Source organism: Acrocarpospora phusangensis (genome assembly GCF_016862995.1).
Taxonomy (GTDB): domain Bacteria; phylum Actinomycetota; class Actinomycetes; order Streptosporangiales; family Streptosporangiaceae; genus Acrocarpospora; species Acrocarpospora phusangensis.
Window position 1 is genome coordinate 33706 of the sequence record NZ_BOOA01000038.1, and the last position, 24670, is coordinate 58375.

Genomic DNA, 24670 nt, shown 5'->3' on the forward strand with positions numbered 1-24670 from the left:
ATGGCGAGCGGCAGGACCCGGGGAGTGGTCGTGTCACCGCATCCCGACGACGCCGTGCTGTCCGCCTGGCACGTTCTCACCCGTGCGGACGTGTGCGACGTGGTGACCGTCTTCACGGGAACGCCGGACCCCGGTTCGCCCCTCTCCTCCTGGGATCGCCTCACCGGAGCCGCCGACCCGGCGGCCCGGGCGGCGGAGCGCGAGATCGAGGACGCGGCGGCGCTCGGCCGGGCCGGATGCGCGCCCGTGCCCCTCGGCTTCCTCGGCTCCTCCCACCGGCGCGGCCGTCCCGCGGACGGGGAGGCCCTGCGCGAAAGCATCGCGGCGGCCGTCGTCTTGGCGGACGTGGTCTGGATCCCGGCGGGGATCGGCGGCCACCCCGACCACGTGGCCGCCCGCGACGCCGCTCTCGTCGCGTCCGCCGGCACGCGCCGGGTGCTCTACGCCGACCTGCCGTACGCGGCCCGGTTCGGCTGGCCGCCATGGGCGGGCGGCGAACTGGACATCGAGAGCTGGCTGCACGCCCAGCTCGACGGCCTCGCCCTCGTGGACGCGCGGGTCCACCGGCTCGACCAGGAGCACGCGGCGCGGAAACGCGAGGCCATCCGCGACTATCGCACCCAGTTCGCGGCCCTGGCCGCCGGGTCCGCCGACAACTTCCCCGACGGCCCGAGCTGGGCCTACGAGATGACCTGGGACGTGCGTTGACGTCCTCCCACGGCCGGATCCCCGGCCGTACCCCCACGGGCGAGGAGAAACGATGAGCACAGGCGGGATCGACCTGCGGGTGGACGCCGAGCACGGCGGCCGGTGGACGTCTTTGCGCGGCCCCGACGGCAAGGAATGGCTGTGGCGCCGCGACGCCCCCGAACGCGACCGGGTACGGCCCGGGGACGCCTTCGTCGACGCGGGCGGCCTGGAGGAGTGCTTCCCGACCGTCTCCGGCGAACCCGACCACGGCGACGTCTGGTCACGGCGCTGGGAACCCGACGGCGACGGGCTGGCCGTCGAGGGAGCCGACTACCGGCTGCGCCGCGCGATCGTCGTCGACGACACCGGCATCACCGCCTCCTACGAGCTGCGGGCCGAACCCGGACGCCGGTTCATCTGGGCCGCGCACGCCCTGCTCGACCTGTCGGGCCAGGCCAGGCTGCTGCTGCCGGAAGGCCATCCGATGGACGTCAGCACCGACGACGCCGACTTCACCGCCGGCTGGCCGGACGCCGACGGCGTCGACGTGAGCGCGCTCGGGCCCGACGACGGGTCGGTCACCTTCTGCATGATGGCCGGCCTGAACGAGGCCACCGTACGGGACGGCGACAGCACGCTGACCATGCGGCTGGAGGTCGAAGGACAGCCCACCGCGATCGCGCTGTGGCGTAATCTCGGCGGGTGGCCGGAGGCGGGGCCGTACCGGTCGATCGGGGTGGAGCCGATGATCGGGGCGCGGGCCGGGCTGATCAGGGCCGAGCCGGGGCGGGCCGGGGTGGTGCCGCCGGACGGGGAGGTCCGGTGGACGCTCCGGATGACCGCGTCGTGAATGCTTGTGGAGCGAGGGGGATACAGCCTGATGGGTGACTTCGTCGAGGTGCCGCTGCCCGACGGGACCGTGCTCATCGTGGAGGCGGCCGACCAGCCGCGCGTCGGCGGCGTCGTGGCCGCGGGCCGGCTGCACGACGTGGCCTCGGCCGCCACCGAGAGCTTCGAGATGGCGGTGACCCGGCTGCAGTCGGCCGCCGGGGCGATCGTCGGGCGGATGAGCGGCATGGTGCAGCCGCCCAGCGAGGTGACCGTCGAGTTCGGCGTGAAGCTCGCCACCGCGGCGGGCGTCGTCATCGCCAGCACCAGCGCGGAGGCCAACCTGAAGGTGGTGCTGCGGTGGACCAACGACACGCGGGTCCAGATCACCGCCGAGGAGGAGCAGCCGAACCCAGAAGCCGGCTGAGCGCGTCGATGGTTGGCGCGGCCAGGAAGTCGCGCAGCGGCAGCGTCACCCCGAAGTCGGCCTCGATCCGGGCGGCCAGGCTCGCCGCGCGCAGCGAATGGCCGCCCAGGTCGAAGAAGTCGTCGTGTACGCCGACGCGTTCGATCCCGAGCGTGTCCCGCCACAGATCGGCCAGGGCCTGCTCGGCGGGGGTACGCGGGGGGACGAAAGCGGCGTCCAGGTCGGGGCGGGAGCCGTCCCGGTCCGGCAGGGCGCCGCGGTCCACCTTCCCGCTGGGGAGGGTGGGCAGGGCGTCCAGCACCACGTACGCGTCGGGGACCATGTAGCCGGGGACGCGGGCGCGCAGGTGGGCGCGGAGCCCGGCGAGGCGGAGGCCGCCGTCGGCGGGCTGGAGGTAGGCGACGAGTTCGTCCCCCCGGACGGCGGCGACCGCGCGGGACACGCCGGCGTGGCTTTCCAGGGCGCTCTCCACCTCGCCGAGTTCGACGCGGTTGCCGCGTACCTTGACCTGGTGGTCGCGGCGGCCGAGGAACTCCAGGTCGCCGGTGGGCAGGCGGCGGACCAGGTCGCCGGTCCGGTACATGCGGGCGCCCGGCGTGGCCGCGTACGGGTCGGCGGGGAACCGTTCGGCCGTGAGGCCGGGCTTGCCGAGGTAGCCGCGGCCGACGCCGACCCCGCCGACGCAGAGTTCGCCGATGACGCCGGTGGGGACCGGGCGCTGGGCGGCGTCCAGCACGTACACGCGGACGTTGCCGATCGGGCGGCCGATGGGGACCATGCGGCGGGCGCCGTCGCCGGGGGAGCACGCGTAGACGGTCGAGTCGATGCCGGCTTCGGTGACTCCCCAGTGGTTGTAGAGGCGCGGGCCTCGGATCGCTTCGAAGTACTGCCTGGTCAGGTCGGGGGTGAGGGTCTCGCCGGAGGTGAAGATCGCTCGGAGCGGGGTGAGGGCGTCCGGGTGGCGGCGGGCGTACGCGATGATCAGGGTCAGCATGCTGGGCACCAGGAAGAGGTAACGGGCCTGGTGCTCGCGGACGGCTTCGGCGATGGCGGCCGGGCTGCGCTCGTCGCCCGCGCCGACGACGGCCACGCACCCGCCGGAGGAGAGCGGCCAGAAGATCTCCACGACGGCGTCGTCGAAGGAGAGGGCGGTCTTGTGCAGGACATGTTCGCCGGGGTCGAGGCGGTGGTCGCGGCGCATGCAGGTGACCCGGCTGACCCAGTTGCGGTGGGTGATCTGCACGCATTTGGGTTCGCCGGAGGAGCCTGAGGTGAAGTAGACGGCGGCTAGGTCGTCCAGGCCGACGTCTACGGCCCCGTCTGGGAGCCCTCGCTTCGATGCGCCGATCTCAGTTGGGGCGACAATCGGCACGGGCAGTTCCAGACCCTTGGCGGCGACGCAGACCCGCGTGCCCGTCCTGGCGATCAGCAGGGCCAGCCGGTCCGCCGGATGCGCGGGATCCAGCGGCACGTACGCCCCGCCCGCCTTAAGCACCGCGAGCACGGCCACCACCAGCTCCACCGACCTGGGCACACACACCCCGACCAGGACGCCGCGGTCCACCCCGGCCCGCCGCAGCCTCCCCGCCAACTCCCCCGCCCGATCCTCCAACTCCCGATAGCTCAACCGGCCCCCGGCCCCGGCCACCGCCGTCGCGTCCGGCGTCAGCCGCGCCTGCCGCGCGACCATCTCGTGCAGACACTCATCCGGGTACGGCGTCGCCGGCCCGTCCCACTCCCCCGCCACGTCCTCGCCCACCAGCGGAATCACACCGAACCGGGCATCGGGCCGGTCAGCGGCGGCCAGCATCGCCGTCACCTGCCCGGCCATCAGCCGCATCGTGGCCTCGTCGAACAGCGCGGTGTCGTATTCGAGGAAGCCGTCCAGCCCTTGCCCGCCCCGGCGCAGCGTCAGGGAAAGGTCCGCCTTGGCCGTGCCCGTGTCCACGTCCTGCCTGGTCGTACGCAATCCTGCGAGGGCGAGCGGGGTGGGTTCCGGTTCCACGTCGAAGAGCACCTGAGCCAGCGGACGGGTTCCGCCGTGGCGGGACGCCGCCTCCCCGACGAGCACGTCGAACGGCACCTCACGGTGGGCCAGCGCGGCGACCACGGCCGCCCGGACCCGTCCCAGCAGGGTCCGATACGACGGCTCCCCGGTCAGGTCCACCCGGATGGGCAGCAGGTTCATCAGGCAGCCGACATACGTCTCGTCCTCCACCCGGTCCCGCCCGGCCACCGGGACGGTGATCACCAGGTCGTCCTGTCCGCTCCAGCGCGACAGCAGAGCCGCCCACGCGGCGAGCGCCGCCATGAAGAACGTCGCCCCCTCCTGCCGGGCGATCCGTTCCAGACCTTCCGCGACCTCGGCCGGGATGCGCCAGCGGAGCACAGCGCCTTCGACGCCCGGCACCACGGGGCGCGGTCCGATCGTCGGCAATCCGGCCAGGGCGGGCGCACCGGCCAGTGTCTCCCGCCAGAAATCGAGTCCCGATTCTCCCGGCGGCGGTGGCCGCCAGGTGGGGAGCGAAGGCAGTGCGGGTTCCTCGCCTGCGAGGGTCCGGGAGTAGGTGAGGGTGAGTTCGCCCAGCAGGAGTTCCAGGGCGTGGGCGTCGATGATGATGTGGTGGGCCGTCAGGACCAGCACGTGGGTCTCAAGCAGGGCCACGCGGAACAAGGGGCCGGTTCGCAGGTCGAACGGGTGGCGGGTCGGGTCGTCGGTTTGGATCGTGACTCTCACGTCGTCGCGTACGACGGCGGTGGGCGTGCCCTGCTCGTCGGTGAAGACGGTGCGCAGGGAGTCGTGGCGGGCCACGAGGTAGTCGATCGCCCGCTGGAGGGCCGGGACGTCGATCGGGCCGGAGAGGTGCCAGGAGGTGGCGACCGTGTAGAGAGGGGTTCCTCCGGCCAGGCGGTCGACGTACCAGAGGCGGCGTTGGGCGGGTGAGATCCGGTGCGGGGGTGCGTCGTCGGGGGGTGGCGTGCGTCTGGCGGTGGGCAGGGTGGTGGCCAGGGCGGCGATGGTGGGAATGTCGAAGCCTTGGCGTACGGGGATGTCGGCGTTGAGGCGGGCCTTCATGCGGGCGAGGGCCCGAATGAGGATGAGGCTGTCACAGCCCAGGTCGAAGACGTTGTCGTGTACGCCGATCCGGTCGATTCCAAGGACTTCGCACCAGATGTCGGCCAGGGCGCGTTCGGTCGCGTCGCGTGGCGCGGTGTACGCCTCGTCGAGTTCGGGGCGTTGACGGTCGAGTTCGGGTAGGGCGGAGCGGTCGATTTTGCCTCGGGTGGTGCGGGGCAGGGCGTCAAGCAGGACATATCGGCTCGGGACCATGTGCTCGGGCAGCCGCTCCCCGAGAAACCCGCGCAACGCAGCCGCCGTGAGCCGCGCGTTGCCCTCCTCAGCGCCCGGGTTTTCCCGCGCGCGATCTCCTGGGCGACTCCCGCGCGTCTGCCCGGCGACGTGGTCCTCCCTCGGGACGACGTACGCGACCAACTGCGGACCTGAGTTCTGCGATGCGAGCGCCACAGCCGCTTCGGAGACCCCTTCATGCGTGCCCAGGGCGAGTTCGATCTCGCCCAGTTCGACCCGGAAGCCACGCACCTTCACCTGGTGATCCTGGCGTCCGATCAGTTCGATCGCGCCGTCGGGACGCTGCCTGGCCAGGTCGCCGGTGCGGAAGAGGCGTCCCCCGGGCCCGGAGAAGGGATCGGGGACGAACATCTCCGCGGTGAGGCCGGGGCGATTGAGGTAGCCGCGGCTCAGGCCGGTGCCGCCGATGTACAGGGTGCCGACCGTTCCGGGTGGGACCGGCTGCAGGTCGTCGGTGAGAATGTGCGCGGTCGTGTTCGGGATGGGATGGCCGATCGGGAGCCTGCCGTCCGGTAAGTCCGTGGTGTCGGGAGTCCACCAGAGTGAGGTCATCGCACATTCGGTGAGCCCGTACTGGTGGATCAGCCGCACGTCCGGCCCCCACACGCGTTTCGCCTGGGCGAGCAGCCCCGGCGGCGCGGGCTCACTGATGATCATCACGAAGCGCAGGGTTGCCGTCCGCGCGTCCGGCCAGACCTCCAGCACGGTACGGAGCAGGCTCGGAAAACACGAAAGCACACAGGTGACGCCACCGGTCAGGCGTTCGACGAGGTGGTCGGGGGACCGCAACTGCTCATCGGTCAGCAGCTCAACCGTGGCACCGTGAAGCAGGGGTCCGAACAGGTCGCGGATCGAGGCACTGAAGGAGGGATGCGCCAGCTGAAGCGCGACATCCCCAGGACCCAGACCCCAGCGAGTGCCCATGTTCTGCAGGTAGTTCAATGCCGCCCGATGGGAGACCATGACTCCTTTGGGCGTCCCCGTCGATCCCGACGTGTACATGATGTAGGCCAAATCCTCGGCCGAAGAGACCGCCTGCTGTCCTCGAACTCCTGATGTCGCGCCGACTTCCGTGATGATCACAGATGCTTGGGTATCCGCCAGGATGAACTCACGCCGCTTCGCGGGAAGCGCGGGATCCAGCGGCACATACACCCCGCCCGCCTTCAACACCGCCAGTGCCGCGATCACCAGCTCCGGCGACCGAGGAAGGCACACGGCCACCCGGGACTCCCGCCCGACCCCGAGCTCCCGCAGACGACCCGCCAACGCCTCCGCCCGCTCGTCCAGCTCCCGATAGGTGACCCGCCGCTCCCCCGCCAGCACCGCGACCGCATCCGGGTACGCCCCAGCCTGCCGACCGATCACCGCATGCAGGCATTCACCCTCCTCCCGCCGAAACCCGGTGACCTCGAACCGATCCCCGCCTTCCACGGTCACGTCCACGATGTCGTACGCGCCGTCGCGCAATCCTCCGACGATCCGGGCGGCATGCGCGGAGATGGGCTGATCCGCCGAGCGCACATTCACGCTCGCGATACGGACCGGCTTCCCGTCGGGCGTCTCATCGGTCATCGTCGGCTCCTCCTCCGAGTCGTGCCATCGCCAGCCTGCCGACGTACTCGTCCAGGGAGAGCGGCGTCAGCCCGGCCACCGCCAGCCAGGCCGCGATTTCCTGGAGGTACGCCGCGAGACGCCCGGCCGAGGACACTCCGGACAGATCGAGGTACATCGCCGGAACCGCCGTACGCTCCCGGAGCCGGCCGAGCCGGTAGCGGAACTCGCCGGGACGAGTGTCGTCCGCGTGGAAGTGGTGCAGCCGGACGGGAAGCACGCCCTGGCCGCTCAGGGGGTTCGCGAGCAGCCAGTCGCGGAGTTGCGGCCCGGCTTGGTCGTCGTAGTCATCACGTTCCGGCAGGAACAACACCCGGACGCCCCGCGCGTGAAGCGACGCGGGAGTCGTGTCGACGGATGGCGCGACGTCGAGAAAGAGTGCCTTGCTCCCAGGGTCGCTGCCATGCCCAGGGTGGACGGGATCTGCCTGGCGTGGGGCCGTGGCACGCACGCCTGCGACGACCTGGTCGTTGGCTCTCGCGTGGCCGACGACCCGAGGCGTGTCCGCCACGGCGGCTTGGTCCCACGCAGTCGCGTCGCCGGCAACCCGAGGCGTGCCCGGCAGGGCCTCGGCGGAGATGGTCTGGTCGTAGGCGCTCACGTCGTCGCCCACCTGAGGCATGCCGGGCAGGGCCTCGGCCGCGACGGCCTGGCGTTCGGGTGTGCCCAGTCCGCCGGCGAGGAGGAAGACGCCGTGCACCGGCTTGGCCCAGGGGTCGATGTGCAGGCGGATCTCGTCCAGCAGGGCTGCGGCCAGGTTTCGCTGGGCCGGTTGGAGCGTGGGCGGGGGCACTCGGGGAGTTGCCTGGAGACCGGTCAGGACGAGCTTTTCGAGGCGGTCCGCGTCGTCGAGGGGGCTCACGTCGATGCCGTCCTGGGCGGAGAGCCGGTGGGCGTCTCCCCACTGGTCTTCGGCGGTGTTGTGGCCGGGGACGAGGATCACGCGTGCCGGTCCGGAGACGGCTTCGTGGAGCGAATTGAATCCCGGTCTGATGACGGCGACCTTGGCCACGTGCAGGAGCGCGGCTAAGGACGGTTCGTAGGAAACCGTGGTGACGTTTTCGAGCGCGGGCGGCTCGGCGCCCCCGTAATAGGGGCCGGTGACGAAGACGAAGCGGGCGGCCGAGCGGCGTGCGATCGCTGACATGGTCATGAAGAGCCGTTCCGGATATCCGTGGTCCCCGCTGTCGCCGCCGGCTCCCGCCGCCACCACGACCAGCGGCCCCGGGCCGTATCGGCGGGCGACCGCGGCTGTCTCCGACGGGTTCGGACGATTGAACACCGGGCCGAAGAAACGAAAGCGGGAGGAGTGTTCGGCGAGGAGGAGGCTGTCGGGGGAATGGCCGCTCGTGGCGAATGAGGCGCGGTCCTGGGCGACCAGGATGCGGTCGTAATGGCGGAGGTCTCCGCGTTGCCGCATTCGCTCGAAGAAGACACCGCTCAGCTTTCTGAGGACGAGCGCCTTGGGCACCTCGCGGACGGCGGGCAGGAACAGGTGATTGGCATCAGGAAACGTGTCCTCCACGATGAGCGACGGGCCTATCTCGGCGATCACGTGGTTCAGGAGTTTCCGCAGCGAAGCTTCCATGGCGTCATTGGGCAGCCGATGCAGATGCGGAAAGTTGATCACCGGGTATGGGCAGCCCCGAAAGGGAAGCAGCGACCGTACCTGCCCGATCAGGAAGATCTCGGCCGACGGTTCGAGCGCGTGGAGCGCGTCCGCGATCAGCAGGGTCCTGCGCACATGCCCGAACCCGTGGCGCGCCTTGAAGAAGAACGCGACCGTCGGCGTCACCGCTCACCCCACCGGCACAACCGAACACCCGCCCAGGCGACCCACTCCTCGTCCCCGTCCACCGCGGCAGAGACCCAGGGCACGCCCGCGATCGTCAGCCCTCGCCGATGTACGTCCCCGTAAGTTCTGGCCATAAGTCCGGACATAGCGGGCCGGGCGGCCAGCACCACCGTCCCAAGCCGCGCGACCCGCCCAAGCGCTTTCGTCAGTGCCCACGCCGACCCTCCGGTCTCCACGATCACACCGGGCGCGCGTCCGCCCTCCGCCGATCGCGGAAGATGGCCTCCGATTTCCTGGGGATCGCCCCTGGCAGGGCCCCTTTCGCCGGCAGCCGGCTTCGGAACAGTGACGCCCACTCGAGGGCCGGCTTCGAGGCCCGCCCGGAGTGTCGCCGCACACATGTCTCTGATCAGGGCGGCGAGCAGACCGCTGCCCTCGACCTCCACCTCAGCAAGCTGAGTGGCGTCCTCGTCGAGGGAATGCGGCAACGCGGCGACCCCCACCCGTGCGGCCACGGCCCGCGCGGTAGCAACCCACTCAGCCGCCGCCACATCCCGCACATCATCACTTGCCGGATAAATCCGCCCCCACGGACTGTCCCCACCATCCAGAAAGACCACGGAATCGACCGGAGGGCTCAGGCCCGCGGACGTCACCTGAACCCAAGGCATAAACGATCTCCAGCGAATCCCCTGCCGGCGCCGTCGAGATCCTGCACCCTCGCCTGGTCCCCGCGACCGCGCCCAGCCATCCCCGCCCACGTCTCCCCGTCATAGTACGTTCGCCACAAGAAGCCGCATAGACACCTAAAGCCACCGAAACCCACCCCCATCGATCTAGTCGGACCGTCGATCGCGTCGTACATTCCTGAAGGGGTTCGGTGTGATCTCGGGGCGGTCGGATTGTCAGCTGGCACGGAATTCGCTCACGGCAGTCCGGTCATGATCCTGGGCGCGGGGCTCGCGGGATTGGCCGCCGCGATGCGCCTGGGAGATCACCCCGTGCTGCTGGTCGAAAAGGAGGACACGGTCGGCGGCAAGGCGCGCAGCCATCGCCGGGCCGGATTCACCTTCGACGTCACCGGCCACTGGCTCGCATTCCGCGAGAACACCCTCCACGACCTGATATCCGGCTTGCTCGGCCGCGAGAACCTGGTCGAGATCGAACGCCGCGCCGCGGTCTGGACCCGGGGCGGCATGGTCCCGTACCCGTTCCAGGCGAACATTCACGGCCTGCCCTGGTTGATCAGGATCCGCTGCCTGGCCGGATTCGTGTGGGCGCGCCTGCGCAGAAGACGCGGCACCCCGGAGGCCGAAGGATTCGAGAACTTCGTGGTCGAACGTTTCGGGCGGGGAATGGCCACCCACTTCTTCATCCCGTACTACACGAAGTTCTGGGGTTTCTCGCTGGACGAGCTGAGGGCGGAATGGCTGTCCGGCTATTTTCCGATGCCGACGACCGCGCAGGTGCTCGGGGGCGCGCTGGGTTTCCGGCAGCGGCGGGTCGGCTACAACGCGCGCTTCACCTATCCCACCGAGGGCGGCATCGACACGCTGCCGCAGGCCATGCTCGCCACCTGCGCCGGCCGGGACGGCTTCGCGGTGCGCCTGTCGACCGCGGCCGAGGAGATCGACCTGACCCGGCGGCGGATCAGGCTCGGCGGTTCACCGGAGTGGCACGGCTGGCGGGAACTCGTCTCCACGCTGCCGCTGCCCGACCTGCTCGACCGCATCGTCGGCCTGCCCCCGCACGTCGCCGCCGCCCGCCGCGACCTGCGCTCGATCCCGCTGCGCTACCTGAACATCGGCCTGCGCCGGCCGTCCCCGCTGCGTGAGCACTGGGTGTACACGCCGGAGGCGCACATCCCGTTCTACCGCATGGGCGTGTACACCAACGCGGTGCCGGCGATGGCGCCGCCGGGCTGCGCGGGCCTGTGGGTCGAGATGGCCGACCGCGACGGCCCGCTCGACGAGGCCGCCGTCGTGAAGGGCCTGATGGAGATCGGCGCGATCGCCGCGAGCGACGACGTGCTGTTCGTGGAGCAGCACGACATCGAGCACGCGTACGTGGTGTTCGACGACGCCCGCCAGGCCGCCGTGGACACGATCGTCTCCTGGCTGGCCGCCCACGGCGTGCACACCTGCGGCCGGTACGGCAGCTGGACGTACGGCTCGATGGGTGACGCCATCCTCGACGGATTCGCGGCCGCCGCCCGGGTGGCCGCATCCTAACCCGCCGCCCCCTGACCGAGGAGCGCCATGTTCTCCGACATCCCCGCCGCCGACCTGGAGTCCTACCGCCCCGACCTGCCCGTCCCCGCCGACCTGGACGACTTCTGGAAGCAGACCCTCGCCGACGCCGCCCGCCACCCGCTCGGCGTGACCGCCACCGAGGTCACCGCCACCCCGCTACGCCTGATGACCGTGTACGACGTGACGTTCGCCGGCTTCGGCGGCCACCCCATCAAAGCCTGGTACCTCCTCCCCCGCGAGCCCACCCCCGCGGCCGCCACGATCGTCGAGTTCATCGGGTACGGCGGCGGCCGCGGCCTCCCCCACGAGCTGCTGTTCTGGTCGGCCGCCGGACACCCTCATCTGATCATGGACACCCGGGGCCAGGGCTCCGCGTGGCGGACCGGCGACACCGCCGACAGCGGCTCCCCCGGCACCCCGCACGTGCCCGGCTTCCTGACCGACGGCCTGCCCGACCGCGACCACTACTACTACCGGCGGCTGTTCACCGACGCCGTCCGCGCCGTGGACGCCGCCGCCCTGCTCCCGGGCAGCGACCCCGGCCGCCTGGTCACCACCGGCACCAGCCAGGGCGGCGCGCTCTCCCTCGTCACCGCGTCCCTGCACACCGGCGTCGCGGCCGCCATGCCGCACGTGCCGTTCCTCTGCCACATCCGCCATTCCGCCCAGGTCGCCACCACCGGGCCGTACCCGGAGCTGGTCAAGTGGTGCCACACCCACCGCGGCCTCGCCGACCAGGCCTTCCGGGCGCTCGCCTACTTCGACGTCGCCACCCTGGCCGCCGCCGCCCGCTGCCCCGCCCACTTCGGCGTCGCCCTGCGCGACGAGACCTGCCCGGCCTCCGGCGTCTACGCCTGCGTCAACCGGTACGGCGGCCCGAAGGACGTCGTCGCCTACGAATGGAACGGCCACGAGGGCGGCGAGGCCCACCACCTCGCCCACCAGCACCGATGGCTGACCGAGACACTGTCATGACCGGGCGAGCGCCTGGAGGCCGGCCAGGACCAGGTCGGCGACGGTGTCGGCGTGTTCGGCGATCGCGTCGGGCGCCATGGGGTCGCCGGTGCCGATGCGGCGGGCCAGCGCGGGCATGCTGAACGGCGCGGCCCCGCCGTGCGCGACCAGGAAGTGCAGCGTACGCACCGAGACCGGGGCGATGAGCCCTTCGTCCACCAGGCGGTTCAGGGGTGCGTTCATGGTGGCGAGCAGGGGTGCGACGTGGCGGTCGTACAGGTAGTCGAGGCGGGGGCTGTCGGCGATGCTCTCGACGGTGACCAGGCGGAGGATCTCCGGGCGGGCGGCGTGGACCAGGATGAAACGGCGGATGATCCGGCGCACCTGCTCCAGCGGGCCGCCCGTGACGTCGTCCAGTTCGGGCAGGAGCTGGGCGGCGACCTGGCCGAAGGCCCAGTCGACCGTGGCGTACCAGAGTTTCTCCTTGGAGCCGAAGCGCTGGTGCACGAGGTTGTGGCTGACGCCCAGCTCCCGGTTGAGCGCGGCCACGGACGCGCCGTCGTAGCCGCTGTCGGCGAACATCCGCAGCGCGCCGGCCAGGATCTGGTCGGCGGGCGCCGGGCACAGCTCCGCCGGCGGGCGGCCGGCGCGCGCCTTCGGAGTGCTCATGGGTAAAGCCTATCCAAAAAAGTTGACACCCATCAACATAAAGGTTGATACTCATCAACATACTAGCTAAAGCGCACGTCAAAGAGGGTATCTCCGGTGACTGCCGACCATGATGTCTGCGAGACGCGCCCGTTACGCCGTCCCTGACGACGGAGACGGGGGAACTTGGCGTGATCATGAAAGGTAAGTCACTGTGATGGATCTTTACGTGCCGGAGCTGGTGGAGCCGGTCCAGCAGCCGGATTGCTTCGACTACAGCCCGGGGCAGGTCAGCGGATACCGCGTGGTGAAGCAGCTGGGCGAAGGCAGCCAGGGCTCGGTCTACCTCGGCGAGGCGCCGGACGGGACGCAGGTGGCGATCAAGATGCTGCACTCCTGCTTCGCGGCCGATCCCGTGGTCAGGATGCAGTTCCGGCGGGAGGCGGAGATCGCCGCGAGCGTGGCCACGTTCTCCACGGCCCGGGTGCTGGAGACCGGGTTCGCCGAGGAGCGTCCGTACATCATCAGCGAGTACGTTCCCGGGCCTTCGCTGCTGGAGCTGGTGAAGCGGGACGGGCCGCGGACCGGCGGCGGGCTGGAGCGGCTGGCGGTCACCACGCTGACCGCGCTGGCCTCGATCCACACCGCCGGGGTGGTGCACCGGGACTTCAAACCCGGGAACGTGATCATGGGTCCGGAGGGTCCCGTGGTGATCGACTTCGGAATCGCGCTCGCGGTGGACGCCGACACCAGCGGCATCGGGCCCGCGGGCACGCCCGCGTACATGTCGCCGGAGCAGTTCGCCGACCAGCCGCTGATGCCGACCTCGGACATGTTCTCGTGGGCGGGCACGATGGTGTTCGCGGCGACCGGCCGACCGGCCTTCTCCGAGAGCACCCTCCCGGCGACGGTGAACGCCATCCTCCACACCGAGCCCGACCTTTCCGGCCTGCCCGACCGGTTGCGGCGGCTGGTCGCGGCCTGCCTGGTCAAGGATCCCGCCGCCCGGCCGGAGGCCGTGGACGTCCTGTGCGACCTCGTCGGCGGCGCGCCCGACCAGCCGGCCGTCCCGGCCGGGCACCCTCGGCCCCGGCACCGGGCCGAACACCCCGCCCGCCGTCACCGGCGTCCCCGCGTCGAAGGCCGTCACGCGGCGCTCCCGGCCGTTCCGGTCCTCGCACCGGCCGTCGCCCCGCCCGCGAAGACGACCCGGCGGCGACGGGGAGTCGCGGCCCTGGCCGTCGGCGCGGCCATCGCCGTGACCGCCGGCACGCTGCTCTTCTCCTCGATGCTCGGCGGCTCGGCCGACGCCCAGGACCGCCAGGTGGGCGGCTCGGCTCCGGTCTCGGACTGCGCGGCCCAACCGGCGCACGCAGTCGTTCCTCCCCAGGAGGCGGGGTGTCGGTAAGACTCGTGCAGCCAGGTACACGCGATTAGGTCCGCCCAGGTCAGTGCTGCCGGGCCGGCGGGACGTCGGCGATACTGTGGGCGTGGAGTACGTGTCCCGAGTGCCGCGACCGCCGCTGGACGGGCTGATCGACGACCTTTACTACCTGGAGGGTGCGCCGCCGTACGCCCGGCTGACGCTGCCGCCGAGTCCGTCGGCGTTGCTCATCGTCAACCTCGGGGCGCCGTTCCGCATCCGCGCTGGCACCGACATCGAGACGGCCGAGTACGCCGACGGCTGCGTGGTCACCATGCCCACCCGCGCCTTCGAGTTCGGCTATCCACCAGGGACCCGGTCAGTCGGCGTGCACTTCAAACCGTGGGGGCCGGCGTCCTTCCTGCCGATGCCCGCGGCCGAGCTGTGTGACCGGCCGGTGACGGTGGAGCAGGTTTGGGGCCGGCCCGCCATCGCTGAGCTGCGAGACCGGCTGGCCACGGCGGACGGACCGCACGAGATGCTGACGCTGCTCGAGGAGGAGCTGATGCGACGGCTGCGCGAGATCGCCGGCCTGGAGCTGGTCCGCCATGCGAGCGGCGTCATCGCGGCGGCCGGCGGAGCGGTGGCGATCGGCGACCTGAGCGTGGCAGCCGGTGTCAGCAGCACCCATCTGGCGCGGCGGTTCAGGGAGCTGATCGGCGTCACGCCGAAGCGGCTGGCCCGCACTTACCGCTTCACCGCCACCGTGTTCGCGATCAACCCCGCCGGGCCGATCGACTGGGGCGACCTCGCCGGGGGCGCAGGCTACTTCGACCAGGCGCACTTCGGCCACGAGTTCCGGGAGTTCACCGGGCTCACGCCGACCCGGTACATCGAAGTCCGGCGGCGGTTCCTGCGCGAACATCCCGGCCACGTGCTGGACGGCTGGCCGCTGCCGGCCGATTGATTTCTTACAAGAGCCCCAGCTCACGACCCGCTAATTTGAGGGCACCCCAAAGCAGAGGAGAGCCCCGTGGGCAAGGTGGTCATGTACAGCTCGGTGTCGGTGGACGGCTTCTTGGCGGACGAGAATGATCAGCCAGGACCGCTGTTCGCCTGGTTGACCAGCGGTGACGTCCCGTTGGACGAGAGCGGCGTGCTGAAGGTGTCGCAGACGACCTACGACTACACGCGGCCGTACTGGGACCAGATCGGGGTCACGATCGCCGGCCGCCGTGTCTTCGACCTGACGGACGGCTGGGACGGGAAGCCGCCGAGCGGGATCGACCACGTGGTCGTCGTGACGCACCGGCCGATGCCCGAGGGCTGGGACCCCGAGGCGCCGTTTCACTTCGTCGACGGCGTCGAGGCGGCCATGGCCAAGGCGCAGAAGCTTGCGGGTGACCGCATGGTCGAGGTCGCCGCCGGCGACGTCGGTGGCCAGATGCTTGCCGCGGGTCTGGTCGACGAGGTGCGTATGGACGTCGTACCCGTGGTGTTCGGGTCCGGCAAGCGCTTCTTCGGGCCGGTCGACGCGCAGCACCTGTTGGAGGATCCTGACGTGGTGATTCAGGGCAACCGGGTGCTTCACCTGCGCTACCGGGTGCGGGCCTCCTGACAATTCACGTTCGAGGGCTGTGATATTTCGACCGGTGACAGTCGGGAAATGCCCATGTTTGACGGCGGATACGCGAAGGTACGATGCGGACGACGTAAAACAGCGGGAGGAATCCTCGTATGTCAAATACGGCCGTTCCGTTCGAGCTATTCAGTCCCGACTATTTTCGCGATCCGTATACGGCACTCGACTGGCTGCGAGTGAACTCACCCGTGCACCGGTACGTCTTCCCGGTGGGCGACGTCCCCATGTGGGTCGTGACCAGGTACGACGACGCCATGGCGATCCTCGCCGACACCCGGTTCAGCACGGCGGAGTGGCGCGGCAGCCCCGAATTCCAGGCGGCCGGACTGTCCGTCAGCGGCGGCACGATCCTCGCGCAGACCATTCCCGGCTTGGACCCGCCGCAGCACACCAGGGTCCGCCGCTGCGCCATGAGCGCGTTCACCCCGCGTAATGTCGAACGCTGGCGGGACGATATCCGCCGCATCATCGACCAGACCATTCAGGATTGGGAACCGGGCCAGGAGAAGGACCTGGTCGCGGAGTTCGCCGCGCCGATTCCGCCCGCGGTGATCGCGACACGGCTCGGTTTCACGATGGAGCGGCGGGCAGAGCTCGCGAGGGACGTGGAGCTGCTCATCTCCACGGAGCCGGAGGACTTTCCGCGCATTCCGGGGGCGCGGCAGCGCCTCGTCGACTACGGGCGCGAACTCGTCGCCATGAAACGGGCCGAACCCGGCGACGACCTCACGTCCGCCTTCATCCGGGCCGCGGACGAGGAAAGCAAGATCACTGAGGATGAGCTGACCGCCCTCGTCATCATCATGGTCATCGCGGGTGTCGGGACGACCAAGATGTTCATCACCAACGCGATACTCGCCCTGCTGGACCATCCCGACCAGCGCAAGATGATCGCCGACGACCCCGCCATCCTGGCCGGCTCCGGCATCGAGGAGCTGCTCCGCTACGAGTCCCCGGTCGCGTCGGTGCCGTGGCGGTTCCCCACCGAGTCCATCCGCGTACGGGACGTGGAGATCCCGGCCGGCGAGCCGGTCATGGTCATGATCGCGTCAGCCAACCGCGACCCCGACGTCTTCGACGACCCGCATCGCCTCGACCTCACCCGGACCGGACCGCGCCACCTCGGCCTGGGTCACGGCATCCACAACTGCCTCGGCGCGGCCGTCGCCCGGCTGATCAGCGGGATGGCCCTGGGCACACTCGTCGAACGTTTCCCGGACCTGCGGCTCGCCATCCCACGGGAGCACGTACGCCGGAACGAGATCTGGGCGTTGAACGACTACCGCGCTCTCCCCGTCATCCTCTGATGGCCTGGCATCTGGAGGTGGACCGAGCCTTGTGCTTCGGCACGGGGCTCTGTTCCGCGACCGCGCCCGAGCTGTTCACCCTCGGCCCGGACGGCTACGCCGTGCCGCGCGAGAGTGAACTCACCGACCCGGCCGACATCTCGGTGGCCGAGGAGGTGGCGGAATGCTGTCCCCGCGAAGCGATCATCCTCCGCCGGGCGGACCCCGGCTGAGCCTCACGTCATCGTGACGCTGACGGGCAGGGTCCAGCCCTGGCGGCAGACCTTGCGGACCGGGAACACCTCGTCGCAGCCGTGCACCCAGAAGGTGATCTTCAGGCCCTTGCCGACGTTGACGGCGTACCGTCCTGAGGTGCCGCCCGGCATGGGCGTGCCCAGGACGGTCCCGCCGTTGGAGAGGTCACCGGTGACCTGGAAGTACTCGTAGTGGAACGGATCGGTCGGCCCCCAGCGGAAGACGGCCTGCTTGTTCTTCTGGAACGCGGCGACGATCATGCGTTCGCCCTGCTTGGGGCTCCAGGCGATCTGCCCGTGTTCGAAGCGCTGCTTGCGGCCGGTCATGTTGGCCGGCGTGTACTCCTCGACGGTCGCGCAGCCGAACCAGCTGTCGGCTCCGCCGAGTGCCCGCCAGTAGTCGCCGATCAGCCCGTACGGCTGGATGGCGCAGGTCCTGGCGGCGGCGGGCGGCGCGGTGACGGCCACACTCAGGAGAGCGGCCGCGGTCATCCCGGTGGCGGTGGCGGTGCGCCAGATCTTCGTTCCCATGATTCCTCCTCGGTGTCTCTTCGACCGTAGGAAGAATCGGCCCGCCGGGGATCATGGCTGCCCATGCGAATCAGTAGGGCCAGCCCTGCCCCGGCTTGAGGGTCCATATACCCACCCGGGGTATGGTTTGAGGCAAAGGCATCACGAGCGATGGAGTCCCCATGCCCGACATCACGCCGCCGCGGCGGTCGTTGTTCCTGCACGCGCCGGATCGGCGCAGGCCGCGTGTGATGCTGGAGCGCATGCTGGAGCTGGTGGACGACGACACACCGCCGAGCGGGCCGGACGGTCCTGTCGCCGTGCTGGAACGGCGGCTGGCCGCCCTGCTGGGCAAGGAGAGCGCCCTGTTCTTCCCGACCGGGACGATGGCGCAGCAGGTCGCCCTGCGCGTACACGCCGACCGGTCGGGACGCCGCGCCTTCGCGGCGCACCCGCAGTCGCACCTGGACGTGTGGGAGGAGCAGGGCTACAACGCCGTGCACGGGCTCTGGTTACGGCGTGCCGGGGACGCGCACGAGCTCATGACCGCCGACGACCTGGCCTCGATCGGGGAACCGCTCGCGGCGGTCGTCTGGGAGCTGCCCCAGCGCGACATCGGCGGCCTGCTGCCGGAATGGGAGGACCTGGGCGCCCAGGTCAAGCGGGTACGGGCCACCGGCGCCGCGGCGCATCTGGACGGCGCGCGCCTGTGGGAGGCGCAGACCTACTACCGGCGGCCCCTGGACGAGATCGCCGCCCTGTTCGACACGGTGTACGTCTCGCTCTACAAGGGACTGCAGGGCGTGCGCGGTGCCGTACTGGCCGGGGACGCCGGCACCGTGGACACGGCGCGGGTGTGGCGGCAGCGGCTCGGCGGCGGCATCGGGGACGCGTGGCCGCTGGCCCTGGCCGCGCTGGTCCGCCTGGACACGCTGGCCTCGGACATGGCCGCCTACCGCGCGCACGCCGTCGCCGTCGCGGCCGCCATCAACGCCGACGGAACCGCCCGCGCCCACCCCGACCCGCCGCAGACCCCGATGATCCACGTGCACCTTCCCGCCGGGAGGCGGGCCGTGGAGCGAGCCGGTGAGGAGATCCTCGCCGAGCAGGGCAACCAGCTGTTCGGCCGGGTCCGCTCCAACCCGGATCCCGGCCGCTGCACCATCGAGATCGGCGTCGGCGAGAACGCCATGGACTTCACCCCGGACGAGGTGGTCGCCCTCATCCACGATCTCCTGGCCCGTACGGCCTGAGCTCAGGGCAGGGCCGCCGCCGGGACGCGTACGGCGCGGCGCAGGTCGGCGGCGTCCTGGCTGGGCGGCGCGCCGAACTGGCGGCGGTACTCCCGGCTGAACTGTGACGGGCTGTCGTAGCCGACGCGGTGGCCGACCCCGGTGACGTCGTTGGGGTTGGTGGCCAGCAGCAGCCGGGCCTCCTGCAGCCGGATCTGCTTCTGGAACTGGATGGGGCTCATCGCCGTCACCGCCTGGAAGTTGCGGTAGAAGGCGGACACGCTCATCCCGGACAGCTGGGCGACGTCCTCGACGCGGAACGCCTGCGCGTAGTGCTCCCTGATCCAGCGCACCGCCCGCGCGATGTGGCTGAGGCTGCTGTCGGCCAGACCCAGCTGGCGTACGACCCCGCCCTGCTCGCCGGTGATCAGCCGCCAGAGGATCTCCCGTTTGATCAGCGGTGCGAGCACCGCCCGGTCGCGGGGCTGGTCGAGCAGGCGCAGCAGCCGGATCACGGCGTCCAGCAGCGCGTCGGGCGCGTCGCTGACGGCGATGCCCGACGGTGCGGCGGTCCCGTCGCGCGGGACGTCGCCGGGCCCGGCCGCCAGCAGCACCTCGGCCACGGCGGACGGCTCCAGCGTGAGCCCGAACCCGAGAGCCGGACATTCCGGGGCGGCTTCGATGAAATGGCCGGAGACCGGCAGGTCCACGGAGGCGACGAGGTACTGCCCGGCCCGGTACTCGTACACCCGATCGCCCAGCGCGAGGTGTTTCGCGCCCTGGGCGATGACCGCCAGCACCGTGCCGGACATGGACGGCCCGTGCGGATCCGGGCGTTCGACCTTGGAGATGAGCACGCCGTCGATGGCGGTGGTCCAGTCGGGCCGCGCGTGCCGGATCAGCAGGGCGCGGAGCTCGTCGAGGTACATGCTCCGATTGCAGCACATCTCCGGCCGGTTTCTCCCGCGTACGAGAGGATCGTGCAAGAGCCTGCGAGCATCTTTCTACCGTTCTCCCAGGCCCAGACGGTGAAATTGAGTCATCGAACCCCACCGGGTTCCGTGCCGATGAGAACCGGAGCACCATCATGATCGTCAATTACGGATTCAACGCCACCATGACCGCCAAGCCCGGCATGGGCGACGAGCTCGTCGACCTCCTGCTGACCGGCCTGGACGAGGGCAACCCGGGCGCGAGCGAGTACTGCCTCGTCTACCTCGTCTCCCGTTCGGCGTCCAACCCCGACGTCGTCCACATCACCGAGGGCTGGACCAGCGAGGAGGACCACCACCGGATCTTCGCGGGACCGGAGGCCCAGGCCGTCGTGGCGAAGATCGCGCCGATGGTCGCCGGGGAGTCCGCGTACACCGACTACGTGCCGGTCAACGGCAAAGCCTTCTGAGTCCCCGCATCCACTACCGAAAGGACACCATCATGAACCGACCCGGCCTGGACCCCGAGCTGGGCGCGCTGCTCGCGGAGCTGCCGCCGATGCCGCCGCTCAGCCCCGAGGTGCTCGCGCAGCTGCGCCAGTACCCGTCACCGCCGGTCGAGACCTTCCTCAACGGCCGCCCGGTCGACCGCCGCGACGTCACCGCTCCCGCCTCGGACGGCGCGCGGATCCCGCTCACGATCATCAGCCCCGCCGGCGGCGTGACGGGAGCGCCGTGCGTCTACTGGATGCACGGCGGCGGGATGATCATGGGAGATCGTTTCTCGCAGATCGACATCCCGCTGGAGTGGCTCGCCGAGCTCAACGCCGTCGTGGTCACCGTGGACTACCGGCTGGCGCCCGAGGCCACCGGCACGGCGCTGGTCGACGACTGCTACCAGGGCCTGCTCTGGGTCGCCGAGCACGCCGCCGAGCTGGGCATCGACCCCGAGAGGATCATCGTCGCGGGCATCAGCGCGGGTGGCGGCCTCACCGCCGGGGTCGCCCTCATGGCACGCGACCGCGGGACTCCGGCGATCGCCGCCCAGGTGCTGATCTGCCCCATGCTCGACCACCGCAACATCACCACCTCGAGCCGGCAGTACTCCGGTTCCCCCGGCGTCTGGACCCGCGAGATGAACGAGTTCGGCTGGCGAGCGGTACTCGGCGACCTCGCCGACGAGGAGGTTCCGGCCTACGTCTCGCCCGCGCGGGCCGGCGACCTCTCCGGCCTGCCGCCCGCCTACATCGACGCCGGCTCGGCCGAGGTCTTCCGCGACGAGGACGTGGACTACGCCACCGGGATCTGGGCGGCCGGCGGGCAGGCGGACCTGCACGTCTGGGCGGGCGGATTCCACGGCTTCGACGCGCTCTACCCGCAGACCCGGATCTCCGCCGCGGCTCGCCGGGCGCGCACCGACTGGCTCGCCCGGATTCTCCATGACGTACGGGAGGGAGAAGCCCTGGCCGGACGGTGAATTCCGCGCGTCGATCAAGGGACTAGCCCGAAAAGGGTCAGCTTTGGGTAAATGGTCGGCCATGTCTTGGTCTGGCTTTGAGTGCCTTGGTAGGTGGCTGCCCTTCTCATGAATACCCTTGATAAGGCCATGACCTGGGCTTTTACAAGGAGGGGGGCAGTCTTGGGAGGCAGATTGGCCGCAATCCTGCCGAGTTCCATTCGGGTGCGCACCACGGTCGGTGTCGCGCTGCTGGCGCTGGTCTGCCTCACCGTGATCGGCGTCACGCTCGACTTCCTGGTTCTCGACAGAGCCCGGACTCAGGCCTTCCACGACACGCAGCGGGCCGCCACCGAGTGGATCGGCTCCTTCGAACCGGGCAAGACGCCGACGGCGACCCCCTTGACCAGCGTAGACCTGCTCCAGTTGGTCGACTCCCGCGGGCGGGTGGTCGCCGCCAGCAAGGCGGCGGAGGGCCTGCCGCCGCTGAGCACGCTGAAGCCCCCGCCCAGCGACAGGATCGAGAACGGCACGGTCTGCTCGCCGCAGCACGGGTGCCTCGTGTTCACCGCCAGCCGGCTCCTCCCCCAGACCAACCGCATGTTCTGGCACAACGAGACGCACTTCGTCTACGCCGCCATGCGCGAGCCGAACATCCTGTCCACCCCGGCCCTGCCGATCGCCACCGTCGCCGGTGTCCTGCTGCTCACCGGCCTCGTGGCGTGGGGGAACTTCCGGTTCGCGAGCCGGATGATGAGCCGCGTGGAGGCGATCAGCACGCGGATGTCGGAGATCACGGTGAGCGACCTGAGCCTGCGGGTGCCGCAGCCGCCGGGACGCGACGAGCACGCGGTCCTCGCCTGCACCGTCAACCGGACCCTGGCCCGCCTGGAGCAGTCGGTGGAACTGCAACGCCGGTTCGCCTCCACCACCTCCCACGAGATCAGGACCCCGCTCGCCGGGCTGCGCGCCCGCCTGGAGGAGGCCGTCCTCTACCCCGACGACGTCGACCCCCGCGAGACCGTCAGCGAGGCGCTGGCGGTCACCGACCGGCTGGTGGCCATCGTCGACGACCTCCTGGTCCTGTCCCGCCTCCGCGCGGGCGCCCCCGCCGTCCACGAGCCGGTCGACCTCGGCGCGCTGATCGTGGAGGAGACGGCGACCCTGCCGGCCGGCGTGCCGGTGCACGTCTACGCCGACCCCGAGGTACGGGTCGAGGGCAACCGCATCCAGCTGATCCGGGTCCTGAGCAACCTCCTGGCCAACGCCCGCCGCCACGCCGACGGCGGGGTCGAGGTCACCGCCGAACGGGCGGACGGCCATGCCGTGATCACGGTGACCGACGACGGCGACGGCATCGCCCCCAAGGACCGGGAACGCGTCTTCGAACGCTTCGTCCGCCTCGACGCGGCCCGGACCCGCGAACCCGGAGGCACCGGCCTCGGCCTGGCCATCTCCCGGGACATCGCCCAGGCCCACCGCGGCACCCTGCTGATCGAGGACGCCCCCCGGGGCGCCAAGTTCGTCCTCCGGCTGCCCCTGCTGGACACGGCCGAGAGGCCCGCGGCGTAACCGGTCACGAGACCGCGAGGTGTAGCACCCACCGCGACCTGGGTACGCCGAGCACCGGGGGCTCGCGGCCGAACCGCCGCAAACCGATGGCGAAGGGGGATCGCCACATGGGAGCACGAGACACCGTTGCCCGGAATCTGCAGTGTGCGGGAGCCGCCACGCTCCGATACGGCCTCGCACTCAACCTGCTCTGGATCGGACGGCTCAAGTTCGAGGCGTACGAGACGGAGAACATCCGCCCCCTGATCGTCTCCAGCCCTCCGTTCGCACGCCTGGCCGCCATGCTCGGCGAACGGCAACTGGCCCGGCTCATCGGCGTCAGCGAGATCGTGATCGGAGGCCTCATCGCCGCCAGGCCGTACGCTCCCAGAGCCTCCGCCCTCGGCAGTCTGGCGGGGGCGGGCATGTTCGCCACCACGCTCACCTTCCTCGCCACCACACCGGAGGCCTGGCAGCAGAAGCGCAAGGAGCCGAAGCCGTCCATCGTCGGCCAGTTCCTGCTCAAGGACATCGTGCTGCTGGGGGCGTGCCTCGCCACGGCCGCTGAGGCACTGCGCGAAACCGCCCCTGGCGGACGGTGATCGCGATCTTGCCGGGACGACGGCATCGCGCGGATCCGGCTGTCGGAGCCCCGGAGTAGCCGTCCACCTTGACCTGCGAAAACAGCTCCCGGGTGCCAAGTGGAGTTAAGAATAGTTGACATGAAGTTCGCTGCGCTTTACGTTGGACGTGTTAAAGATTCTGTACATGCCGGACTCCACCGAGAAGGGACACCCCCCATGAAGGCAGTCACCTACTACACGTACGGCGCCCCCGAGGTCCTGGGCGTCGAGGACGTGCGGAGCCCCGCTCCCGGCGACAAGGACGTGCTGGTGAAGATCCACGCCTCGGTGGTGACGGCGACCGACGCCATCTTCCGTGCCGGTGAGCCCTACTTCTCGCGGATGTTCACCGGCCCCGTCAAGCCGAAGGCCAAGACGCTGGGCGGCGAATTCGCCGGGGAGATCGTGGCGGTCGGCAAGGACGTGACCCGCTTCTCCGTGGGCGATCGAGTCTTCGGGGACACGGGTCCGGCCTTAGGCGCCCACGCCGAGTACGTGTGCGTGGCTGAGGACGGGGCCCTGGCGGTCATGCCGGCCGGCCTGGACTACGCCGAGGCCGTCGCCGTACTGGACGGCGTGCTGACGGCCCTGCCCTTCCTCCGGGACAAGGCACAGCTGCGGGAGGGCCAGGAGATCCTCGTCAACGGCGCCGCCGGCAGCGTCGGCTCGGCCGCGGTGCGGCTCGCCAAGCACTTCGGGGCGCGGGTCACCGGGGTGTGCAGCACCGCCAAGCTGGAGCTGGTCAAAGCGCTGGGCGCCGAGGAGGTCATCGACTACACCCAGGAGGACTTCACCCGCCCAGGACGCGCCTACGACGTCGTCTTCGACGCCGCCGGCAAGAGCTCGTTCTCCCGGAGCAGGCGCGTGCTGAAGAGCGGCGGCGTCTACCTCTCCACCACCCCCTCGCCCGGCATCTTCCTGCAGTCGTTCTGGACGCGGCGATTCGGCGACAAGCGGGCGGTCATCGCCTTCACCGGTCTGCGTCCCGCCGCCGACAAGGCCACGGACCTGCGATACCTCACCCAGATCACCGAAGCCGGCCAGATGAAGCCCGCCATCGACGGGCGCTACCCGCTCACCAAGGCCGCCGAGGCGCACCGACGCGTCGATTCCGGCCGCAAGCAGGGCTCCGTCCTCATCACCATGGACCACGACGACAACTGACCTCGATCCCATGACGTCAAGTTCTCTTAACTCCGTGGCCAGGTTTGTCACATGCGGGGAGTCGGCGGTGCTCTACAGG

At 70.5% G+C, this 24670-nt stretch carries 21 protein-coding genes; 16 read left to right on the forward strand and 5 right to left on the reverse strand.

What is annotated here, in order from left to right; all coding sequences use genetic code 11:
- Positions 1–30 precede the first annotated feature (30 nt).
- From Aph01nite_RS22700 to Aph01nite_RS22710, 3 genes are read left to right on the forward strand one after another with little or no spacing between them, the layout of a single operon-like run.
- Positions 31–708: a PIG-L family deacetylase gene (locus Aph01nite_RS22700; protein WP_204042973.1), complete on the forward strand. Its 678-nt coding sequence runs from the start codon at positions 31–33 to the stop codon at positions 706–708.
- A 52-nt stretch (positions 709–760) separates the two neighbouring features.
- On the forward strand, positions 761–1540 hold the full coding sequence (locus tag Aph01nite_RS22705) for a hypothetical protein (protein ID WP_204042974.1): 780 nt from the start codon (positions 761–763) through the stop codon (positions 1538–1540).
- 30 nt (positions 1541–1570) lie between these two features.
- On the forward strand, positions 1571–1945 hold the full coding sequence (locus tag Aph01nite_RS22710; protein WP_204042975.1) for a CU044_2847 family protein: 375 nt from the start codon (positions 1571–1573) through the stop codon (positions 1943–1945).
- Here the strand turns inward: Aph01nite_RS22710 and Aph01nite_RS22715 are convergent.
- A complete protein-coding gene (locus Aph01nite_RS22715) occupies positions 1905–6890 on the reverse strand; it encodes a non-ribosomal peptide synthetase (protein ID WP_204042976.1) in 4986 nt (1661 codons plus the stop codon). The genes Aph01nite_RS22710 and Aph01nite_RS22715 overlap by 41 nt on opposite strands.
- The gene (locus tag Aph01nite_RS22720; RefSeq protein ID WP_204042977.1) at positions 6880–8724 is read right to left on the reverse strand and encodes a hypothetical protein; all 1845 of its coding nucleotides are present in this window, start codon (positions 8722–8724) and stop codon (positions 6880–6882) included. Before Aph01nite_RS22720 ends, Aph01nite_RS22715 begins: the two co-directional genes overlap by 11 nt.
- A 941-nt stretch (positions 8725–9665) precedes the next feature.
- Here Aph01nite_RS22720 and Aph01nite_RS22725 point away from each other — a divergent pair.
- Both Aph01nite_RS22725 and Aph01nite_RS22730 read left to right on the forward strand, forming a co-directional pair.
- Positions 9666–10955: a protoporphyrinogen/coproporphyrinogen oxidase gene (locus Aph01nite_RS22725; RefSeq protein WP_204042978.1), complete on the forward strand. Its 1290-nt coding sequence runs from the start codon at positions 9666–9668 to the stop codon at positions 10953–10955.
- A 27-nt stretch (positions 10956–10982) separates the two neighbouring features.
- Positions 10983–11951 (forward strand): acetylxylan esterase, encoded by a 969-nt coding sequence (locus Aph01nite_RS22730; protein ID WP_204042979.1) that lies wholly within the window; start codon positions 10983–10985, stop codon positions 11949–11951.
- On the opposite strand, the gene Aph01nite_RS22735 is transcribed toward Aph01nite_RS22730, so the two are convergent.
- Entirely contained in the window at positions 11946–12599 is a 654-nt protein-coding gene (locus tag Aph01nite_RS22735; RefSeq protein WP_204042980.1) for a TetR/AcrR family transcriptional regulator, read from the reverse strand. The genes Aph01nite_RS22730 and Aph01nite_RS22735 overlap by 6 nt on opposite strands.
- Positions 12600–12795: 196 nt before the next feature.
- On the opposite strand from Aph01nite_RS22735, the gene Aph01nite_RS22740 reads away from it, so the two are divergent.
- From Aph01nite_RS22740 to Aph01nite_RS22760, 5 genes are all read left to right on the forward strand, one after another.
- Positions 12796–13986 carry a serine/threonine-protein kinase gene (locus tag Aph01nite_RS22740; protein ID WP_204042981.1) on the forward strand — a complete coding sequence of 397 codons (1191 nt, stop codon included), beginning with the start codon at positions 12796–12798 and terminating at the stop codon, positions 13984–13986.
- A gap of 82 nt (positions 13987–14068) precedes the next feature.
- A complete protein-coding gene (locus tag Aph01nite_RS22745) occupies positions 14069–14908 on the forward strand; it encodes a helix-turn-helix domain-containing protein (RefSeq protein WP_204042982.1) in 840 nt (279 codons plus the stop codon).
- 66 nt (positions 14909–14974) lie between these two features.
- Positions 14975–15559 (forward strand): dihydrofolate reductase family protein, encoded by a 585-nt coding sequence (locus tag Aph01nite_RS22750; protein ID WP_204042983.1) that lies wholly within the window; start codon positions 14975–14977, stop codon positions 15557–15559.
- 200 nt (positions 15560–15759) lie between these two features.
- Positions 15760–16890, forward strand: a complete 1131-nt coding sequence (locus tag Aph01nite_RS22755; RefSeq protein WP_204042984.1) for a cytochrome P450 family protein — start codon at positions 15760–15762, stop codon at positions 16888–16890.
- The gene (locus Aph01nite_RS22760) at positions 16890–17102 is read left to right on the forward strand and encodes a ferredoxin (RefSeq protein ID WP_204042985.1); all 213 of its coding nucleotides are present in this window, start codon (positions 16890–16892) and stop codon (positions 17100–17102) included. The genes Aph01nite_RS22755 and Aph01nite_RS22760 overlap by 1 nt, the downstream gene beginning before the upstream one ends.
- A 3-nt stretch (positions 17103–17105) precedes the next feature.
- Here the strand turns inward: Aph01nite_RS22760 and Aph01nite_RS22765 are convergent, their stop codons facing one another.
- Positions 17106–17654: an LGFP repeat-containing protein gene (locus Aph01nite_RS22765; protein WP_204042986.1), complete on the reverse strand. Its 549-nt coding sequence runs from the start codon at positions 17652–17654 to the stop codon at positions 17106–17108.
- Between the two features lie 161 nt (positions 17655–17815).
- Between Aph01nite_RS22765 and Aph01nite_RS22770 the strand changes: the two genes are divergently transcribed.
- Positions 17816–18886 (forward strand): threonine aldolase family protein, encoded by a 1071-nt coding sequence (locus Aph01nite_RS22770; RefSeq protein ID WP_204042987.1) that lies wholly within the window; start codon positions 17816–17818, stop codon positions 18884–18886.
- 2 nt (positions 18887–18888) lie between these two features.
- On the opposite strand, the gene Aph01nite_RS22775 is transcribed toward Aph01nite_RS22770, so the two are convergent.
- On the reverse strand, positions 18889–19794 hold the full coding sequence (locus tag Aph01nite_RS22775; RefSeq protein WP_204042988.1) for an AraC family transcriptional regulator: 906 nt from the start codon (positions 19792–19794) through the stop codon (positions 18889–18891).
- A gap of 158 nt (positions 19795–19952) precedes the next feature.
- Between Aph01nite_RS22775 and Aph01nite_RS22780 the strand changes: the two genes are divergently transcribed.
- The 5 genes from Aph01nite_RS22780 to Aph01nite_RS22800 all read left to right on the forward strand — a co-directional run bounded on the left by Aph01nite_RS22780 (position 19953) and on the right by Aph01nite_RS22800 (position 24591).
- Positions 19953–20267 carry a putative quinol monooxygenase gene (locus Aph01nite_RS22780; RefSeq protein ID WP_204042989.1) on the forward strand — a complete coding sequence of 105 codons (315 nt, stop codon included), beginning with the start codon at positions 19953–19955 and terminating at the stop codon, positions 20265–20267.
- Positions 20268–20299: 32 nt separating this feature from the next.
- Complete coding sequence (locus tag Aph01nite_RS22785) at positions 20300–21274, forward strand: alpha/beta hydrolase (protein ID WP_204042990.1); 975 nt, start codon at positions 20300–20302, stop codon at positions 21272–21274.
- 174 nt (positions 21275–21448) lie between these two features.
- Positions 21449–22825, forward strand: coding sequence for a sensor histidine kinase (locus Aph01nite_RS22790; protein ID WP_204042991.1), 1377 nt, complete (start codon positions 21449–21451; stop codon positions 22823–22825).
- Between the two features lie 107 nt (positions 22826–22932).
- Complete coding sequence (locus Aph01nite_RS22795) at positions 22933–23406, forward strand: DUF417 family protein (protein ID WP_204042992.1); 474 nt, start codon at positions 22933–22935, stop codon at positions 23404–23406.
- Positions 23407–23604: 198 nt separating this feature from the next.
- Entirely contained in the window at positions 23605–24591 is a 987-nt protein-coding gene (locus tag Aph01nite_RS22800; protein ID WP_204042993.1) for an NAD(P)-dependent alcohol dehydrogenase, read from the forward strand.
- The last annotated feature ends 79 nt before the right edge of the window (positions 24592–24670 follow it).

Excerpts from the sequence above, each read along its gene's own strand:
- Aph01nite_RS22705 (WP_204042974.1), top strand. The coding sequence starts at position 761 with ATGAGCACAGGCGGGATCGACCTGCGGGTGGACGCCGAGCACGGCGGC.
- Aph01nite_RS22710 (WP_204042975.1), top strand. The coding sequence starts at position 1,571 with ATGGGTGACTTCGTCGAGGTGCCGCTGCCCGACGGGACCGTGCTCATC.
- Aph01nite_RS22715 (WP_204042976.1), bottom strand. The coding sequence starts at position 6,890 with ATGACCGATGAGACGCCCGACGGGAAGCCGGTCCGTATCGCGAGCGTG.
- Aph01nite_RS22725 (WP_204042978.1), top strand. The coding sequence starts at position 9,666 with ATGATCCTGGGCGCGGGGCTCGCGGGATTGGCCGCCGCGATGCGCCTG.
- Aph01nite_RS22730 (WP_204042979.1), top strand. The coding sequence starts at position 10,983 with ATGTTCTCCGACATCCCCGCCGCCGACCTGGAGTCCTACCGCCCCGAC.
- Aph01nite_RS22735 (WP_204042980.1), bottom strand. The coding sequence starts at position 12,599 with ATGAGCACTCCGAAGGCGCGCGCCGGCCGCCCGCCGGCGGAGCTGTGC.
- Aph01nite_RS22740 (WP_204042981.1), top strand. The coding sequence starts at position 12,796 with ATGGATCTTTACGTGCCGGAGCTGGTGGAGCCGGTCCAGCAGCCGGAT.
- Aph01nite_RS22760 (WP_204042985.1), top strand. The coding sequence starts at position 16,890 with ATGGCCTGGCATCTGGAGGTGGACCGAGCCTTGTGCTTCGGCACGGGG.
- Aph01nite_RS22765 (WP_204042986.1), bottom strand. The coding sequence starts at position 17,654 with ATGGGAACGAAGATCTGGCGCACCGCCACCGCCACCGGGATGACCGCG.
- Aph01nite_RS22770 (WP_204042987.1), top strand. The coding sequence starts at position 17,816 with ATGCCCGACATCACGCCGCCGCGGCGGTCGTTGTTCCTGCACGCGCCG.
- Aph01nite_RS22775 (WP_204042988.1), bottom strand. The coding sequence starts at position 19,794 with ATGTACCTCGACGAGCTCCGCGCCCTGCTGATCCGGCACGCGCGGCCC.
- Aph01nite_RS22780 (WP_204042989.1), top strand. The coding sequence starts at position 19,953 with ATGATCGTCAATTACGGATTCAACGCCACCATGACCGCCAAGCCCGGC.
- Aph01nite_RS22785 (WP_204042990.1), top strand. The coding sequence starts at position 20,300 with ATGAACCGACCCGGCCTGGACCCCGAGCTGGGCGCGCTGCTCGCGGAG.
- Aph01nite_RS22795 (WP_204042992.1), top strand. The coding sequence starts at position 22,933 with ATGGGAGCACGAGACACCGTTGCCCGGAATCTGCAGTGTGCGGGAGCC.
- Aph01nite_RS22800 (WP_204042993.1), top strand. The coding sequence starts at position 23,605 with ATGAAGGCAGTCACCTACTACACGTACGGCGCCCCCGAGGTCCTGGGC.